The sequence below is a fragment of the Methylobacterium sp. TK31 genome (genome assembly GCF_055361545.1).
The window spans coordinates 2,132,541-2,148,799 of sequence record NZ_CM143964.1; the positions used below are offsets into that span (position 1 = coordinate 2,132,541).

11 protein-coding genes and 1 pseudogene are annotated in these 16,259 nt (G+C 67.3%); 8 read left to right on the top strand and 4 right to left on the bottom strand.

The features are described from left to right. The first annotated feature begins 237 nt into the window (after positions 1-237). A complete protein-coding gene (locus tag ACXJY8_RS09815; protein WP_463779370.1) occupies positions 238-1,317 on the top strand; it encodes a helix-turn-helix transcriptional regulator in 1,080 nt (359 codons plus the stop codon). On the opposite strand, the gene ACXJY8_RS09820 is transcribed toward ACXJY8_RS09815, so the two are convergent. Beyond that, on the bottom strand, positions 1,292-2,260 hold the full coding sequence (locus tag ACXJY8_RS09820) for a PfkB family carbohydrate kinase (RefSeq protein WP_463779373.1): 969 nt from the start codon (positions 2,258-2,260) through the stop codon (positions 1,292-1,294). The genes ACXJY8_RS09815 and ACXJY8_RS09820 overlap by 26 nt on opposite strands. Positions 2,261-2,417: 157 nt before the next feature. Here ACXJY8_RS09820 and ACXJY8_RS09825 point away from each other — a divergent pair, with 157 nt between their 5' ends. Beyond that, entirely contained in the window at positions 2,418-3,122 is a 705-nt protein-coding gene (locus ACXJY8_RS09825; RefSeq protein ID WP_463780504.1) for a GntR family transcriptional regulator, read from the top strand. Between the two features lie 33 nt (positions 3,123-3,155). Here the strand turns inward: ACXJY8_RS09825 and ACXJY8_RS09830 are convergent, their stop codons facing one another. Next, positions 3,156-5,144 carry a cytochrome C oxidase Cbb3 gene (locus ACXJY8_RS09830; RefSeq protein ID WP_463779376.1) on the bottom strand — a complete coding sequence of 663 codons (1,989 nt, stop codon included), beginning with the start codon at positions 5,142-5,144 and terminating at the stop codon, positions 3,156-3,158. 742 nt (positions 5,145-5,886) lie between these two features. Between ACXJY8_RS09830 and ACXJY8_RS09835 the strand changes: the two genes are divergently transcribed. Beyond that, complete coding sequence (locus tag ACXJY8_RS09835) at positions 5,887-7,086, top strand: sensor domain-containing diguanylate cyclase (RefSeq protein WP_463779379.1); 1,200 nt, start codon at positions 5,887-5,889, stop codon at positions 7,084-7,086. Here the strand turns inward: ACXJY8_RS09835 and ACXJY8_RS09840 are convergent. Beyond that, a protein-coding gene (locus tag ACXJY8_RS09840; RefSeq protein WP_463771847.1) for an IS3 family transposase occupies positions 7,083-8,296 on the bottom strand; the annotation gives its coding sequence in 2 pieces (ribosomal slippage) (positions 7,083-8,017 and positions 8,017-8,296; 1,215 coding nt in all). The genes ACXJY8_RS09835 and ACXJY8_RS09840 overlap by 4 nt on opposite strands. On the opposite strand from ACXJY8_RS09840, the gene ACXJY8_RS09845 reads away from it, so the two are divergent. Further along, the gene (locus ACXJY8_RS09845; protein WP_463779383.1) at positions 8,282-11,494 is read left to right on the top strand and encodes an EAL domain-containing protein; all 3,213 of its coding nucleotides are present in this window, start codon (positions 8,282-8,284) and stop codon (positions 11,492-11,494) included. The genes ACXJY8_RS09840 and ACXJY8_RS09845 overlap by 15 nt on opposite strands. 199 nt (positions 11,495-11,693) lie before the next feature. Here ACXJY8_RS09845 and ACXJY8_RS09850 read toward each other — a convergent pair whose 3' ends face one another. Next, positions 11,694-13,130 carry an 8'-apo-carotenoid 13,14-cleaving dioxygenase gene (locus ACXJY8_RS09850; RefSeq protein WP_463779387.1) on the bottom strand — a complete coding sequence of 479 codons (1,437 nt, stop codon included), beginning with the start codon at positions 13,128-13,130 and terminating at the stop codon, positions 11,694-11,696. 896 nt (positions 13,131-14,026) lie between these two features. Here ACXJY8_RS09850 and ACXJY8_RS09855 point away from each other — a divergent pair. The 4 genes and pseudogenes from ACXJY8_RS09855 (at position 14,027) to ACXJY8_RS09870 (ending at position 16,069) form a co-directional block, all read left to right on the top strand. After that, on the top strand, positions 14,027-14,221 hold the full coding sequence (locus ACXJY8_RS09855) for a hypothetical protein (protein WP_463780951.1): 195 nt from the start codon (positions 14,027-14,029) through the stop codon (positions 14,219-14,221). After that, a pseudogene (locus tag ACXJY8_RS09860) lies at positions 14,218-15,367 on the top strand (IS3 family transposase). Before ACXJY8_RS09855 ends, ACXJY8_RS09860 begins: the two are co-directional and overlap by 4 nt. Positions 15,368-15,407: 40 nt before the next feature. Continuing rightward, positions 15,408-15,689 carry a hypothetical protein gene (locus ACXJY8_RS09865; RefSeq protein ID WP_463779389.1) on the top strand — a complete coding sequence of 94 codons (282 nt, stop codon included), beginning with the start codon at positions 15,408-15,410 and terminating at the stop codon, positions 15,687-15,689. Between the two features lie 14 nt (positions 15,690-15,703). Next, positions 15,704-16,069 (top strand): response regulator, encoded by a 366-nt coding sequence (locus ACXJY8_RS09870; protein ID WP_463779393.1) that lies wholly within the window; start codon positions 15,704-15,706, stop codon positions 16,067-16,069. The last annotated feature ends 190 nt before the right edge of the window (positions 16,070-16,259 follow it).

The following is a 16,259-nucleotide window of genomic DNA, read 5'->3' on the forward strand; positions in this document are numbered from 1 at the left end:
TCCAGGGCGTTGCGCGGATGCGCCCCCGGCCGGACCCGCCCGCCGCGCTGCGTCCCGGCTCCGCGCCGGCCCGGTCGCGCGGCGCCGGCACCGGCCCGTCATCCCCCGCTTGCTCCGGGACATCATTCGTTTGGGGGATACCTCTGCCGGTTTTGGACTGATATTGGTCTTATCGCGATCGGTTGGACCAGTATTCGGCCCGATCGCTCTTGACCAAAATCAGCATGGGGCGGGCCGGTGCGGGAAGCTTTTATCGACCGGATCTACGAGGCCGCCGGCACGCCCGAGCTCTGGCCGGATGTCCTCCAGTGCCTCGGCGACACCGCGCAGTCGGATGGCGGCGTGCTCATGGTGCTGCCCCCCGTCGGCATGCCCCGCTGGATCGCCTCCCCGGCCCTGGAGCGGCGCCTGCGCCACCACGCATCGGCGGCCTCCTGGCGCGGCAGCGGGCGCACGGCGCAGTGGCGCACCCTGGCCCATGCGGGCTTCGTGCGCGACGTCGACCTGGTGCCGGGCTCCTATGACGGCCGGAGCTGCCGGATCGACGAGCCGTTCTGGCAGGTGGGCACCACGATCGCCCTGCCCACCGGCGACGTCGCCATCGTCACCGCCGAGCGCCGGGCCGAGGCCGGCCCGCACGAGACCGCCCTCCTGCCCCGGCTCGACGCCCTGCGCCCGCATCTGGTGCGCGCCTGCCAGCTCAGCGCCCAGTTCGGCTCCGAGCGCGCCCGCGTCACCACCACGGCCCTCGACCGGATCGGCCTGCCCGCCGCCATCCTGTCGGCCTCGGGCCGGGTGCTGACCCTGAACGCCCGCCTGCAGGACTGCGCGGAGGTGCTGCCCGCGAGCCAGCACGGCGGCCACCTGTTCCGCAGCCTGGTCAACAGCAAATCCCTGCAGGACGCGATCGCCAACGTCGTCGGCGGCCGGCGGGCGGCCCAGACCATGCCGGTGCGCAGCTATTCCGACCGCCGCGGCCACATCGCCCACATCCTGCGCTTCGACCGGCATCCCGGCGACGTCTTCGACGCCTCGGCGGTGCTGCTGATCCTGGTGCAGGTCGGGGCCCGGGCCGCCCCGGACGACGGCCTGCTGAACCTCCTGTTCGACCTGACCCCGGCCGAGGCGCGCCTGCTCCAGGCGCTGGCCGGGGGCTCGCGCCTGCAGAGCTATGCCGAGAGCGTCGGCGTCCAGCCGAGCACGGTCCGGACCCAGCTCACCTCGATCTTCAACAAGACCGGCACCAAGCGGCAGGCCGAGCTCCTCAGCATCGTCGCCTCGCTCTCGATGTTCAGCGGGTCATCGGCCCCGTGCTGAGATGCGGCCCGGCCCGGCCCCCGGCCCCGTCGAGGAAATCCGCCAGCGCCCGCGCGCTCGGGAAGGCGTCGAAGGCCCCGAACTGACCGGTGGCGAGCGCCCCGCAGGCCGCCGCCTGCCGCAGGGCCTCGCCCAGCGGCCGCTGCGCCAGCAGGCCCGCCATCAGGCCGGCCGCGAAGGCGTCGCCCGCCCCCACCGTATCCACCGCCGCCACCGCGAAGGCCGGCTGGCGCAGGGGCGGCTGGCCGGGGCGGAACGCGACGGCGCCGCGCTCGCCCAGGGTCACCACCAGCAGTTCGAGGCCGCCGGCCAGCAGGGCCGCGATGGCCGGCGTCGCGGCCCGCGCCTCGGCGACGGCCTCGGGCGGGCCGAGCCCGAGTTCGGCCGCCTCGACGGCGTTGACCACCAGGATCGCGGTGTCGGCCAGGATCGCGGGGTCGAGGGCGCGCACCGGCGAGGGGTTGAGGAGCGTCGGCAGGCCCCGCGCCCGGGCCAGGGCGAAGGCCTCGCGGATGGGCGCGTCGGGGGATTCGAAGGTCGCCGCCACGAGGCCCGCGTCCCGGACGCGGGCGGCGACCGCGCGGACGTCCTGCGCGGTCAGGGCGAGGTTGGCGCCGAGGCAGACCGCCAGGCAGTTCTCGCCGGCCGGATCGACGAAGGCGACGCCGGCCCCGGTCGAGCCCGCATGCGGCACCAGCATGGCCTCGGAGAAGCCGACCCGCGCGAAGGTCGACCGGACCACCGGGGAGAAGACGTCCTCGCCCACGGCGAAGAGCCCGTCCACCGCCACCCCGAGCCGGTGCGCGGCCAGCGCGAGGTTGAAGCCCTTGCCGCCGGGCTCCGCCAGGAAGGCCGAGCCGCCGAGGGATTCGCCCGCCTGCGGCAGCCGCGCGACCTTGACCGAGCAGGCGATCACGAAACTGCCGACGACGAAGACCCGCATGGAGCACCCCGATCCGATCCGATATAACATCCCTACCGGAGGTCGATCGGACGTGCGCCCCAGAAATCGGACGATACACGGCGGGGTCGGGCCGGACTTCGCGGGGGACGCGCGTCCCTCGGTGCTGTCCCTCCTGCGGTTGCGCGGCGACACCGCGATGCCCCTCTACCGGCAGATCGAGGGCCAGCTGCGCGAGCTGATCCTGTCGGGCTCGCTGCCGCCGGGCGTCATCCTGCCGGCCGAGCGCCAGCTCGCCGACAGCCTCGGCGTCAGCCGGGTCACGGTCCAGCGCGCCTATGCCGAGCTGAGCGACGACGAGCTCCTGGTGCCGCGCGGGCGCTCGGGCTTCCTGGTGCGGCGCCGGCCCGAGCCGGTGCGCCCGGGCATGGACCGGCTCAAGGGCTTCACCGAGGAGATGCGCGAGCTCGGCAAGATCCCGTCCTCGCGCATCCTGGAACGGGTGGTGACCGAGGACCGCTCCATCGCGTCGATCTTCGGCCTGCCCTCCACGGCCCCGTTCCTGCGCCTGACCCGCGTGCGCTCCGGCGACGGCGTGCCGATGTCCCGCGAGGTCGCCTGGTACAACATCCGCGCCGTGCCGGCCCTGGAGACCGGCGACCTCTCGGGCTCCGTCTACGCCTTCCTGGCCGGGCATCCGGGCGGCCGCCTCGTGCGCTGCGAGCAGACGGTGGAGGCGACCCTGCCGACCCCGGCCGAATGCGAGATCTTCGCCTTCGACCAGCCCCTGCCCTGCCTGCTGATCAAGCGCCACAGCTACAACCAGGATTCGACGATGATCGAGTATGTCGAGGGCCTGTTCCGGGGCGACGTCTACCGTTACCGCCTGAACCTCAGCACGTAGGGCGGCCGCGCAGGGGGGCGGGGCCGGCCGGGCTCAGGGCACCGGCACGTCCTGCGTCAGGCCGTCGATGGACAGGAGGTAGGCGAGCAGGGCCGCCTGGTCGCCGGCGGCATAGCCGGCGGCGGCGTCGACCCAGTAGGCGTGCCCCTCTCCGGTGACGCGGGCGAGGCGCGCCGTGGCGGAGGCGCGGTTGGCGGCCACCACCCGGCCGCGCAGGTCGCGGTCCACCAGGGCGCGCAGGCTGTTGCGCGGGTCCGGCGCATGGCCGCGCCCCAGGGTGCCGGGTACGCCGAGCTCGCCCGCCGGGTCGGCCCCGACCGCGACGCCGCCGTCGTGCAGGTAGGGGGCCGACCAGGCGAGGCCGACGAGGTTCGGGACCTTGTAGCCGCCCTCGCTGCCGGCATGGGCCCAGCCGAGCTGGACCTGCTTCAGGGCCTCGCCCTCCAGGGGGATCGGCACGATCTTCGGGTCGGCCGGCAGCGGGAACGGCGTGTCGGTGGCGAACATCGCCGGGGCGGCGAGGCGCGCCTCCATCTTGGCGCCGGCCCGGGCCCGGGTCGGCTCGGTGCCGATCTCGCCCACGGGCACGATCCGGTTGTTGGTCAGCGCCGGGCCGGCATGGCAGCCGGCACAGCCGGCCCGCTCGAACACCGCGCGGCCGGCCTGCACCGCGTCCTTCCCGTTGTCCTTCCGGTTGTCCTGCCCGTCGTCCTGCCCGGCCGGGGGCGGGCGCAGCAGGTTCTGGAACGCCGACATGGCGTTGTTGGCGAAGTTCGCCGGCTCCCCCGTGGCGGAGGCGAACAGCCCGTTGTCGGTCATGTAGTTCGTGGCGGGAAAGCTCGGCAGGACGGCGTAGCGGTTGAGGCCGGGCGAGCCCGGCGTCGGGTCGAAGGCGGACAGGATCGCGCTCGGCCGCGCGGCCCCCTTCGGGTCGTAGCGCAGGGCCGGGTTCACCGCGCCCTGGAGCAGGATGCCGAGGTAGAGGTCCGGGTCGAGGCCGAACAGCCAGGGCGCGGCGGCGGCGAGCTGCGTGGTGTCGGAATTGGCCGCGTGCACGTTGTTGTTCAGCGACGACAGCCCGTGGAAGGGCCCCACCGCCTCGCGCCCGCTCCAGCTGTAGGGCTCGCCGTAGGCCGAGAAGCTCGACGGGATCGAGGTCGGGTTCGTCACCCGGTCGGCGGAGGAATCGAAGCTGCCCGGCGGCCAACTCGCGACCTGGATCTTGGCCGCCGCCTCCAGCCTGTCCCGGTCCGGCAGCACCGCCCGTCCCCCGTCGGCGGTCGCCACCGTGCGCGACGGATCGCCGGCGAGGGCTGCGAGATCGACGCTGCCGTGCATGAAGTAGGCGGAGGCGTTGGCCGAGAGGGCGAGGAGCAGGCCGGCATTCAGGTCGGCGTTCGGCGCCCCTTCCACGACCTTGCCGGACTTGGGATCGACCGCCGCGTGGCAGAGCGCACAGGTGATGCCGAGGCGCAGGTGGCCGCGGTCGTAGAAGGTCTTCAGGCCGATGATGCCTAGGCCCCCCGCCGCGACGTCGAGGCCGGTGGAGACGAACTCGCCCTTGCGCCACTGGCGCTCGCCGATCCGCACGTCTTCGGCGAGGCGGACCTGGAGGTCGTTCGTGGCGCGACCGCCGAGCAGCAGCACGGCGCGGGCCACCTCGTAGGGCGTCAGGGCGCCGTCGAGCATGCCCATCACGTCGGTGAGGAAGACCTCGTTCCCGAAGGTCTCGGTGTAGAAGGCCTCCCGCCCGCGCGCGACGACGGCCTCGTCGATGGCGAAGGCGCCAGCCTCGGGCGACAGCGTCCGGCGCCCCGCCTCGGTGGCGCCGAGCGCCTGCGCCTCCTCCCGGCCGATGCGGCGGCCGAGCACGTCGTAGGCCGTGCGGATCGGGTAGCGCTCGGGATTGGCGAGATCCTCGCGCGCCGGCATCGGCGCGTAGCCGAAGCGGCCGAGCCCGGCCAGGCCGACGCCGGCGGCGAGGACGACGAGGGCGCCGACGATGAGAGAGCGGGAACGCATGCCGTGGATCTGTCTCCGGCCTGCAGGGGCCCGCGATCAACGGGCGCGGACGGCCACGGTTCGATGACAGATGCGCGAGGCGCCGCGCGTCCTACCCGGACTCGGTTCGTCCGGACCCTTCGCCTCGGGAGCGGCAAGGAAACGGACAAGCCGGCGCCGCTGGACCAGGCCCCGCCTGCCCGCTCCGCGTCCGGGTCGGGTGGGTTTCAACCAGTCCGCTTTCGGAAGGTAGATGCGTCCATGCGGACATAGGCACCGGGACCGCTCACGACCCTTCTTGGGCTTTCAGAAGGTCCGCTTGTCGGTAGCCAAAGCGACCTGTCAACACCTCGATCTGCCGCAGTGCCAGCACCACCTGCTCAGCGCTCGCCTACGACCTCCCGCATGTCCGACGCCTCCGATCCGGGCTGACCTTCACACTCAGTACGGTTCAAAGCCAGCCCATCAGGTCAGATGGGTGAGCAACGTCATGGCGCCCTGCGAAGGAAATCAAGCATAGTTCCGCGCCGCCCCGCGCGACGGCTTCATCATTGCGTTACATGATCCTCAATCAGGGATTGCTTGAGGGCGAAAATAAGCGGTTCTTCACCTGCCACGAAGGTCGCTTCCAATCATGAGTTCGGCTTCGATCGCCAACGCGGAAGGCTGGCCGAGTGGCAGCTTGTTAATGCACACCGCTTAGCTTCGGCCGGGGTCAGACGAGGTTCCCGCGATGAGGGACTGATCCGGTGAGGTCTGGTGTATGTATCCGTTGCACCCTAACGAGGTGGAGCGCCTGAACGCGCTGCACGGTCTGGAGGTGTTCAGTTCGCCCGCAGAGCCGCAATACGACGCGATCTGCCGGACGGCCAAGGCGTTGTTCGGTGCCCCCATCGCTCTGGTGTCGCTGGTGGGCGAGACCAAACAGCGCTTCAAGGGCCGATGCGGTCTGAACGTGAGCGGGACCTCGCGAGAGGTCTCCTTCTGTACCCACACCATCCTCTCTGACGAGGTGCTGGTAGTCGAGGATGCCACTCAGGATGAACGGTTTACTACCAACCCGCTCGTTGGAGGCGAGCCGCACATCCGCTTCTACGCTGGCGCACCGCTCGTCCTCAGGCCTGGCATCTATCTCGGCTCCCTGTGTATCCTCGACCGGGTACCGCGCTCCTTCTCACCTGAGCAGCAGGAGCAGCTTCGCAATCTTGCTCAAACCGTTGTTGCTCAGCTTCGCCTGAGCAGGGCTGAGCAAGCAGCCCGCGCTGGGGAGGCCCGCTTGCGCGAGAGCGAGGCCAACTACCGCCTTCTAGCCGACAATAGCACCGACCTCATCGTTCGCTGTGCGTCGGACGGCACGCGCCTCTACGTCTCGCCGGCTGCCAATCGCCTTCTCGGCTACGAGCCGGAGGAGCTTGTCGGCACCACATCCCTCGACTTCGTGCACCAAGAGGATGTGCTCGACTTCAGGCGGTTGCTCAGCGCAGTGGGTCAAGGATATTCCGAGCGGGCCGTCAGCCAGCACCGCTACCGGCACAAGAACGGTTCTTGGCTGTGGGTGGAGGCGTCCTTCAGCGTCACACGCGATGCGGCAGGCGCGGCGTCCGGCTTCGTTGCTGTGCTCCGCGACATCGCCGAACGGAAGGAGGTGGAGCACGCGATGGCGCATATGGCGCGCCACGATCCACTCACCGGCTTGCCGAACCGCCTGCACCTTCGCGAGCAGCTTGAGCAAGAGATTGCGCGCACCAAGCGAAACGGCAGTGGCTTCGCTCTGTTCTGCCTGGATCTCGACCGCTTCAAGCTCGTCAACGACACGCTTGGGCACCAAGCCGGCGATACCTTGCTGAAGGTCGTTGCGCAGCGGATCAGGGCTGTTCTGCGCACCGAGGACACGGTTGCACGGCTTGGGGGCGACGAGTTCGTCATCATCCAGTGGGATTGCCCCGTTTCTGTGGACGGTTAGGGGGCTTGGCTGAGCCGGGTCTCAGGTGACGGGTGCGGTCGGGTCTCCTGCTCGTATACGACGGGCGAGCGGTATCCGAGCGCCGAGTGCCGGCGCAGCGGGTTATAGAAGCCCTCGATGTAGCTGAAGCAGGCCATTCGTGCCTCGGCCTGCGAACGGAAGCGGCGGCGGGCGAGCAACTCGCATTCGAGGGTCGAGAAGAAGCTCTCGGCCATGGCGTTGTCGTAGGCGTCGCCGACCGAACCCATCGAGGGTCGCACGCCCGCCTCCTGGCAGCGGCTGCCGAAGGCCAGCGACGTGTACTGCGATCCTTGGTCCGAGTGATGGATCACGTCGCGGGGCCTGCGCTGTGTCACGGCCATCTCCAAAGCGTCCAGAACCAACTCCGAACGCAGGTGATTGGCCATGGCCCAGCCGACGATCCGGCGGCTGAAGGCGTCAAGCACGATGCTGAGGTAGAGGAAGCCCGCATCAGTCGGCACGTAGGTGATATCCGCTACCCAGAGCCGGTTCGGGGCAGCGGCGGCAAAGTTACGGTCGACCAGGTCGGGAGCCGGGCGCGCCTCTCGATCTCGCCGCGTCGTGACAGGGCCACCACGCCGATGACTGGCTCCGACAAGGCCAGCCTCGCGCATCAACCGGGCTATGCGTTTGCGAGAGTGCCGCTCGCCCTGTTCGCGCAGGTCGGCGTGGACGCGTGGCGCGCCATAAGTCTCGTGCGAGCCGAGATGGACGGTGCGGATTCGCTTGAGCAGGGCTGCGTCCGCTGTCCGACGCGCCGAGGGCTGCCGGCCAGCCCAGGCATAGTATCCCGCCTTCGACACGCCGAGCATGCGTGCCATGGCAGCGATCGGGAAGTCGGCCTGGTTCGCGTTCATGAACCGGAAGACCCCGACGGCAGAACCCCGGTCTCCCGAGCAAACCAGGCCGTCGCGCGAGAGAGGATATCGCGCTCCAGCTTCAGCTGCCGGTTCTCGCGCCGTAGCCGGACGAGTTCATCGCGCTCAACCGCTGTCAGGCCGGGGTCGGCAGGCGGTGGCTTCGCATCACGCCGTCCTTCGCTGCGGTCGGCCTCGGCCACCCAGTTGCGGATGGCCTGTGCGGAGGGCTCGAACTCGCGAGCCAGATCGTTCGGATCACGGCCGGCGCGGACCAACTCGACCATCTGTCGGCGGAACTCGGCGGGGTATGGGGGATGGCTCTTGGGCATCGGATAAACACCTCACGCGAAAGCGTTGTCGGTGTCCACCAAACCGGGGCAATCCCACAGACTGGGTGCGCTGGAGCTGCGGACGCAACACGGCTGGCCGAGCGTCTGATCGAGGCGATGGCCTCCCCCATCGATCTCGACGGCTACCCAGCCGGCGTGGGACTCAGTGTCGGCCTCGCCCTCTGCCCAGATGATGCAGTCGATGCAGATCGGCTGATCGGTCAAGCGGACCAGGCGCTCTATCGCGCCAAAGCTGCTGGGCGGAACACCTTCCGCTTCTACGCAGAAGGCGACACCACCTCAGACAGGAGCGGTCCTGAGCAGTCCGGTGTCCTCCGGAGGCACGGCATCGATCCCATCGCTTCGCACCCTAAGCTCTTTGACGAGGTGCTGTCCGGTTTGTTGGAGGGCTGCTTGGATTGCGTAAAGCTCCTCGATGAGCACGGCCGGCTGCTGTTCATGAGTTCGGGTGGTCAGCGGCTGATGGAAGTCGAGAACGCTGGGTCGATCCTCGGTCAGTGCTGGCTCAACTTCTGGGAAGGCGAGCACCACGAGGTGGCGCAGCGGGCGTTTGAGACAGCCAAGGCCGGTGAGCCCGCCCGCTTCCGAGGCTTCTGCCCCACGGCGAAGGGACAGCCACGGTGGTGGGATGTGAGCCTGAGCCCCATGCCGCGGCTGAGCGGCTCGCCGCAGCGCATCCTGTCCGTTTCCCGCGATGCGACGGCACAGGTCGAGCTTGAGGCGAGGCTCAGGACGACAGCCCAGCGCTACGAGACGCTGATCGAGGCGAGCGCGACTATGGTGTGGCGGGCAGAGCCGAACGGTTCTCTCATCGAGAGCAGCGGGTGGGAAGCCTACACGGGTCAGCCGCAGAGCGCCTACGCTGGCTTCGGCTGGCTGAGCACCGTTCACCCCGATGACCGGCAGCGCGTGACCGCCACATGGCGCGAGATCTTCGCCTCGCAGGCAGCAGGCTCCTTCGAGTTCCGTGCCTTGTGCCAAGACGGAACATACCGGTGGACGCTCACCAGGGCGGTGCCCCTCAAGGACGGATCTGGTCAGGTCCTCGAGTGGGTCGGGACCGACAGCGACATCCATGAGAGCAAACAGGCTGGCGAGGCAATCCGCCTCCAGGAGGAACGCTACCGACTGGCCATGCTCGCCACGCAGGATGCGATCTGGGATCACGACCTCACATCGGACACCATCGCGTGGAGCGAGAGAACTTACCGGCTGTTTGGTTACTCTGACGCCGAGGTTGCCAACACGGGCGCTTGGTGGAAGAGCAAGATCCACCCTGATGATCGAGCTTGCGTCACAGCTTCCCTCCGTCGCGTCATCGATGGCCATGAGCACCGCTGGAGCGAGGCGTATCGCTTTGAGCAGGGCGACGGCACCTACGCGGACGTGCTCGACCGTGGTTTTGTAATCCGAGACCCAAAGGGTCGAGCTGTGCGCGTGGTCGGTGCCATGCACGATGTTACTGAGGAGCGGCGGGCGGATGCAGCACTGAGGGCCAGTGAAGAGCGCCTGCGGCTTGCCTTGCGAGCGGGGCGGATGGTCGCTTGGGAACACAACCTCGAGACGGGCCAGAGCAAACAATCAGGCGATGCATTGGGCCTTCTTGGAATCGGCTCAGGGTCGGCGTCACAGTTCTACGACCGCGTTCATCCGGACGACCGCGAAGGGATGGAGCGCTTCATTCAAGGAGCAGAGAGCCACCAGAGCCAAGAGTTCCGTTACCTCCATCCAACCGGTGGCATGATATGGCTGAGCGGGTGGGCTGAGCGGACCAGGGGGGACCGGCTCGTCGGCATCACCTTCGACATCACCGAGCGCAAGCGAGCTGAAGAACGCGCGTGGCGCGCAGCCAATCACGACGCGCTCACGGGTTTGCCGAACCGTCGCCTGTTCCACCAGCGACTGGAACAGGCGCTGACGGCCGCAGAGCGGGGCGGCACGAGTGTGAGCCTGCTTCTTTTAGACCTCGACAACCTGCGGGACGTGAACGACACGCTCGGGCACGACGCAGGTGACGCTGTACTCGTGGAGGTTGCCCAGCGCTTGCAGGATGGCTTGCGTGAGGCCGACACGGTGGCGCGCCTCAGTGGTGACGAGTTCGCCTTACTGCTCGTCGAGCCGCTGCGCCTGGAGCACGCACTGAGCCATGCACGAAGGCTCATAGAGCGGCTGAGCCAGCCGTTCTGCCACCGTGGCCACACGCTCTCGTGCAGGGCCAGCATCGGTGTTGCTGCCTATCCCGATCACCATCGCGGCCCGCACGACCTGCTGAAGGACGCTGACATCGCGCTCTATCGCGCCAAGGTGCAGGGCCGGAACCGCGCTGTTGTGTTCGCATCAGAGATGGGGGCTGAAACCGAGCGGCGGGTGAGCATCGCGAGCGAGGTTCGTGCGGCTCTCGCTGCGGGGCAGATCGTGCCCTTCTACCAACCGAAGGTGTGCTTCTCGACCGGTTCAATCGTTGGCTTTGAGGCACTGGCGCGCTGGGAGCATCCCGAGAAGGGATTGCTCACCCCCGGCTACTTCGGCTCAGCGTTTGACGATCCGGAGCTTGCCACAGCCATCGGCGACAGCATCCTCCGGCAGGTCGCGGCGAACCTGCAGGAGTGGAGGGAACGTGGCCTTGCTCCTGGCCGGATTGCGGTGAACTTTGCCTCGGCCGAGTTCCGCAAGCCAGATCTGGCCGGCAACATCCTGTCCGCGCTGAACGAACACGGCGTTCCAGCGAGCCTGTTCGAGGTGGAGGTGACCGAGACTGTCTTCCTCGGTCACGGCAGTGAAAACGTGCCAGCGACGCTTGAACGTCTCAGCGCTGCCGGCGTTCTGATCACATTGGACGATTTCGGCACCGGCTTCGCCTCGCTGACGCACCTGAAGCAGTTCCCGGTCGGCCACATCAAGGTGGACCAGAGCTTCGTGCGGAACATGGAGCAGGACAGCAACGACGCGGCCATTGTCGCGGCGGTCGTCGGCCTTGGCCGCAGCATGGGCGTGAAGGTGACGGCTGAAGGTGTGGAGACTGAGGGTCAGGCACAAAGCCTCAGCGTCTTGGGATGCGACTACGCCCAGGGCTACCGGTACGCCAAGCCAATGGCCAGCTCACGCGTGCCCTGGTTCCTGACCCATTGGAGGGCGGCTGCGGCGATCGAGGACAGCCAAATACTGCGCCTTGCATGACCAGCGGTATTTCAGCGAGGCTCCCGCTTCGTCAGCGTGACGATGCGCCTTTCTAATGCACGCCTTGGTTCTATCATCGCCACTGCAGTGCTCAAGATCCGGGGCGCGGGGAAGGCAGGGTCTGTGGGCTCAATATGTCTGCCGCATCACGCTCTAATGCACATGAGCGCGTACCGTGTGCCGAAGCATCGAACGGCAGTCACTTGGCCCTCTGCTTTGGAAACCAGTTCCCATGAAAGCCTGGTGGGATCCGGTGCCCGAGATGGACCGCGGCGACGGGCGCCGCCTCGATTTCTCGCGCGTCGAGGATGACGAAGTCGGTCGTGTCACTCACCGTGTTGACGACGAGCCCGACGAGCCAGCCCTCGTCTTCGCCAGCCTCCGGCCTGGCCGGCACGAAGACGAACTCTCCCGGGACACTATCAGGGCCGAACTCGTGCACGCGCCGCTCCCCCGTTGCCAGATCGTGCTTGTAGAGCTGCGTCGCGCCCACGAGTTGGGTGTTGCCGTCGGCGGGGACTGAGCCAGAGTAGACGTACCGGTGGGGCTGTCCGAAGCGGCGCTCGTCGATCCGGGGGAACTCCTGTGCCGCGGGATCGATCACCCTCTGGTCGACCCGCCCAGTCGTGGGGTCTGCGGTCCAGCGCTCCAATCGGCTCGGCGTGCCGAGGCCGCCGCCAGCCGAGGCGAACACCCTTTCGTAGGCCACGACGTCGAGGACCACTCGACCGTCAGCGTCGTCGTAGGCGTTGGCGACGTGGAAGACGAAGCACGGCTCGACCGCGCACCACACGATGTCGGCGGCCGTGCCGTGTCGCGGGAGCAGGCCGACGCGGGCGCGGTGGGCCGGGTTCCAGCGGAACGGGAAGCGGTATCCTGCCAGCACCGCCCGCATTGAAAAGGTAACGGGCAGGTCCAGCACGATGACGAAGCGCGTCGTGATTGCGCAATCGTGGATGCAGGGGCCGTGCTCGACCGGTATCGCTTCGTCACGCACAACGCGACCGGCGGGCGAGATGACGACGTGGCGCACGCTGTCCCAGACGCGGCCGTCATAGGCGATGGCATGTGTCTCACTGGTCGCCGGGTCGCGATGCGGGTGCCCCGTGAAGGAGCCGGCGAGGGTGCCGTCGAACGTGTCGTAGCGCTGCGTCTCCAGGTCCTCGGACAACAAGACGGGAAAGCTGCCGGCTTCGACCACGGCGAAGGCGCGGTCGCCAATCGCGACGACGTTAGTGTTGACGGTGTCGTCGCCGCGGCGCGGCCCCGGGGCAGCGGGCCGGCCGATCGCCGCGGACGCCGCACGCGAGCCGATCCAACGGTTACGGTACCACAGGACCTTCCCGTCCTCAATGCAGAGACCGTGCACCATGCCGTCGCCCAGGAACCAGTCGTGGCCGCGCGTGGTCGGGCGGGCAGGGTTGGCGCCCATCTTGAGGTAGCGGCCGTCGAGCCCCGCCGGGATCGTCCCGTTCACGCGCAGATTCCGCAGGGTCAGCTCCTCGCGCATCGGCGCGTGGACGCCGACCACGAAGGGGTGCTGCTTTCCTGGCAGGCGCAGCCGGTTGCAGGCCGCCACCAATGCGACGAGGCCCTCGGCGGCGGCACGTAGACTGGACTCGATCACGTTCGGCATCGGGCGCTGTCTCGGGGCGGTCGGAGGGAGAGCGAGGGCTTTGTGATGGAGGCGTCCCCGTTTCCCAGCAAGAATGACAATCAGACGCCGGAACTCATGAATTCCGCTCAGTACGCCTCAAAATCTTTGCTCAAAGCTTGATTTCTTCGTCAACGGGGTTGATGTGACGGCTTCCGCAATTAGTAGGAGCGTGAAGTGCAAGATTTGCCTGAAACGGAAGCCACCAATTAAGTCACGCTGACCGCCGATATCGTTTCAGCTTATTGTAGCGTGAGGCAAAAGATGATCATCCTTCCTTCGTGAAGGACCGCCGCTGAGGGGCATAAGTTGCTTAATCGCTACGGAGGCGTAGCTTGAGGCAAAAGATGGTCAAATCTACCCCTAGTTAGAATTTGCCTGGGGGAACGATTTGTAAGACCTGCAGCGAGACCGGGTAAGCTGAAAGCGAGACTGCCCAACTAAACGAATATTTTGATGGCAAACGATAAGTTTGCCATCAAAATATACAGGAGAACAAAACAGGATCAGAACGAATCTATAAGTTGAGAGGTTTTATGTTAGCCCAATCGGATAGAATTGCAGTATTCCTCCAAAGATACTGTCCTCAACCAGCTTTGCTGATGCCGCTGTTCACAGGTGAGCGTCGCGTCGAAACTCTTGCTTCGAATCAGCCTCTATGTTCAATGGACGAGGACGCAGACTGCATTTGGATCGTGGAGGAGGGACTGCTCCAGGTCATGGCCGGTGTATCTGCCGTATGGCGACAAGCTGGCGACATTATCGGAGAGATGGCCTTTCTAAGAATGTCAAACAGCGTTGAACATTGGTTCATCCGCACTTTCGGTGCTGCGGGGTGATTTGGGCGTTGGTTTGCGTGGTGGTCCGAGGGCAGCGCGATGCCGATCTCAAACCCGTCGATGCCGTCGGTGCCGGACGGCGTGCACGTCGATGATCTGACGCTTGATGAAGCGGGCGTGCGGATCACCGCCCGGACCACGGCGGCCCAAGGCTCCTGTCAGGTTGACCTGACCGGCTGGCTTTGGACCGGGCTGATTGAGAAGATCAGCCAGGACCGAAGGAGCTGGGCATGAAGCGAGGTCAGAAGACGGGTGCGGAGCAGGTGGTGCTGAAGCTGCGCCAGATTGAGGTGCAGACGGCGCAGGGTAAAAGTTTGGCGATAGCGTGCCGCGAGGCGGAGATCTCCGAGCAAAGCTACTATCGCTGGCGCAAGGAGTACGGCGGCCTGCAGATCGATCAGGCCCGTCGAATGAAGGATCTGGAACGCGAGAACGCGAGAACGCGCGATTGCGCCGGCTCGTGGCTGACTTGTCCTTGGAGAAGCAGGTTCTGGCGGACGTCGCCGCGGGAAACTTATAGCCCCGGAGCGACGCCGGCAGGCCGTCGACGGCATTCGTGAGAAGTATGGTCTCTCAGAACGCCATGCCTGCCGGATCGTCGGTCAGCACCGAGGCACGCAACGCTACGTGCCCACGGTACCGGCTGACGAGGATGCGCTGACCCGCGCCATCGTCGCCTTGGCGTCCGAATACGGACGCTATGGCTACCGCCGCGTCACCGCGCTGCTGCAGGCTGCGGGGTGGCAGGTGGGCAAGGACCGGGTTCAGTGGATCTGGCGTCGTGAGGGGCTCAAGGTTCCGCAAAAGCATCGGCCGCGAAGCCGGCTGTTGTTGAACGATGGCTCCTGCGTGCGGCTGCGGCCTCTCCATCGCAATCACGTCTGGAGCTTCGACTTCGTGCAGGGTCAGACCCATGATGGGCGAAGCCTGCGCATCCTGACGCTGATCGACGAGCACAGTCGCGCCTGCCTGGCGCTCAAGGTCGCGAGGCGCATCAACAGCTTGGGCGTGATCGAGGCCCTGGCCGATGCGATGTGCCTGCATGGCATCCCAGACAACATCCGCTGCGACAACGGCCCAGAGATGATCTCGAAGGCTTTGCGGAAGTGGGTCGCCAAAACCGGCCCGCAGATCCAGTACATTGCACCAGGATCGCCGTGGGAGAATGGCTACTGTGAGAGCTTCAATGGCAAGCTGAAGGACGAGTGCCTACGCCAAGAAATCTTCTACTCGCTGAAGGAGGCACAGACCGTGATTGGGATCTGGCAGAATACCTACAACCGCGTTCGGCCGCATTCGTCCTTGGGCTACCGGCCGCCCGCGCCTGTCACCTTCCCGGATCTGGCCTTCCGGCTACCCCTGACCGCTACCATGCAGTAGCCTCTCACTCGGCTCGGTCCAAAATACCGGTCAGGTCAAGATGGCGACCAACGCCCTCAAGTACGGTGCCCTGTCGGCGAACGCGGGCTCGGTGCGAGTGGCCTGGCGCACCGAGGACGGCAAGTCGCCCGCCCTGGTCCTCGACTGGACCGAGACCGGGGGACCGGCCGCGGCAGCGCCGACGGGCCGGGGCGGGTTCGGCTCGAAGCTCATCCGCATGGGCCTGGTGGGAACCCGCAAGGCCGACATTCGGTATGGTTCGACCGGGTTGCGCGCCGAGTTCCGCGCACCGCTTACCGACATTCAGATCCAGGTGCACTGATCTTCAGGACCGAGATGCACCGCCCCGACCATGCCCTCGTGCTGGTCGTCGAGGACGACCCGATCCTGATGCTGTCCCTGGTGGACTTTGTGGAGAACGCCGGCTGCGAGGCCATCGAGGCCACCACCGTGGCCGACGCGATCCGCATCCTGGAGACGCGCCCGGACATCCGGACGGTCTTCACCGACCTTGACATGCGCGGCTCCACCGCCGGCATGGCACTGGCCCTCTCGATCCGCGACCGCTGGCCGCCCATCGAGTTGCTGATGGTCTCGTCGCAGCCCTGGGACGCCGCCCAGATCCCCGCCCGCGGGATCGTCCTCGGCAAGCCCTTCGACCGGCGCCGGATCGTCGCCGCCATCCAGCGGTTCGCCGCCTGATCCCCGCGTGTGACCTGCCGCCACAGGCATCCCGAACGTCCGTCCGGGACGGACCGCCGCCGCAATCACGCCGTACGCGGCACATGCCTTGACGGTTCGTTAACCGCTCTTTCGTCCAGGCTCGTGGCGGGTTCGGGCGTGGGGATGCGGGTGTCGGGTTCGTCTGGGTTGGGCCGCGGGTTGCTGGCTT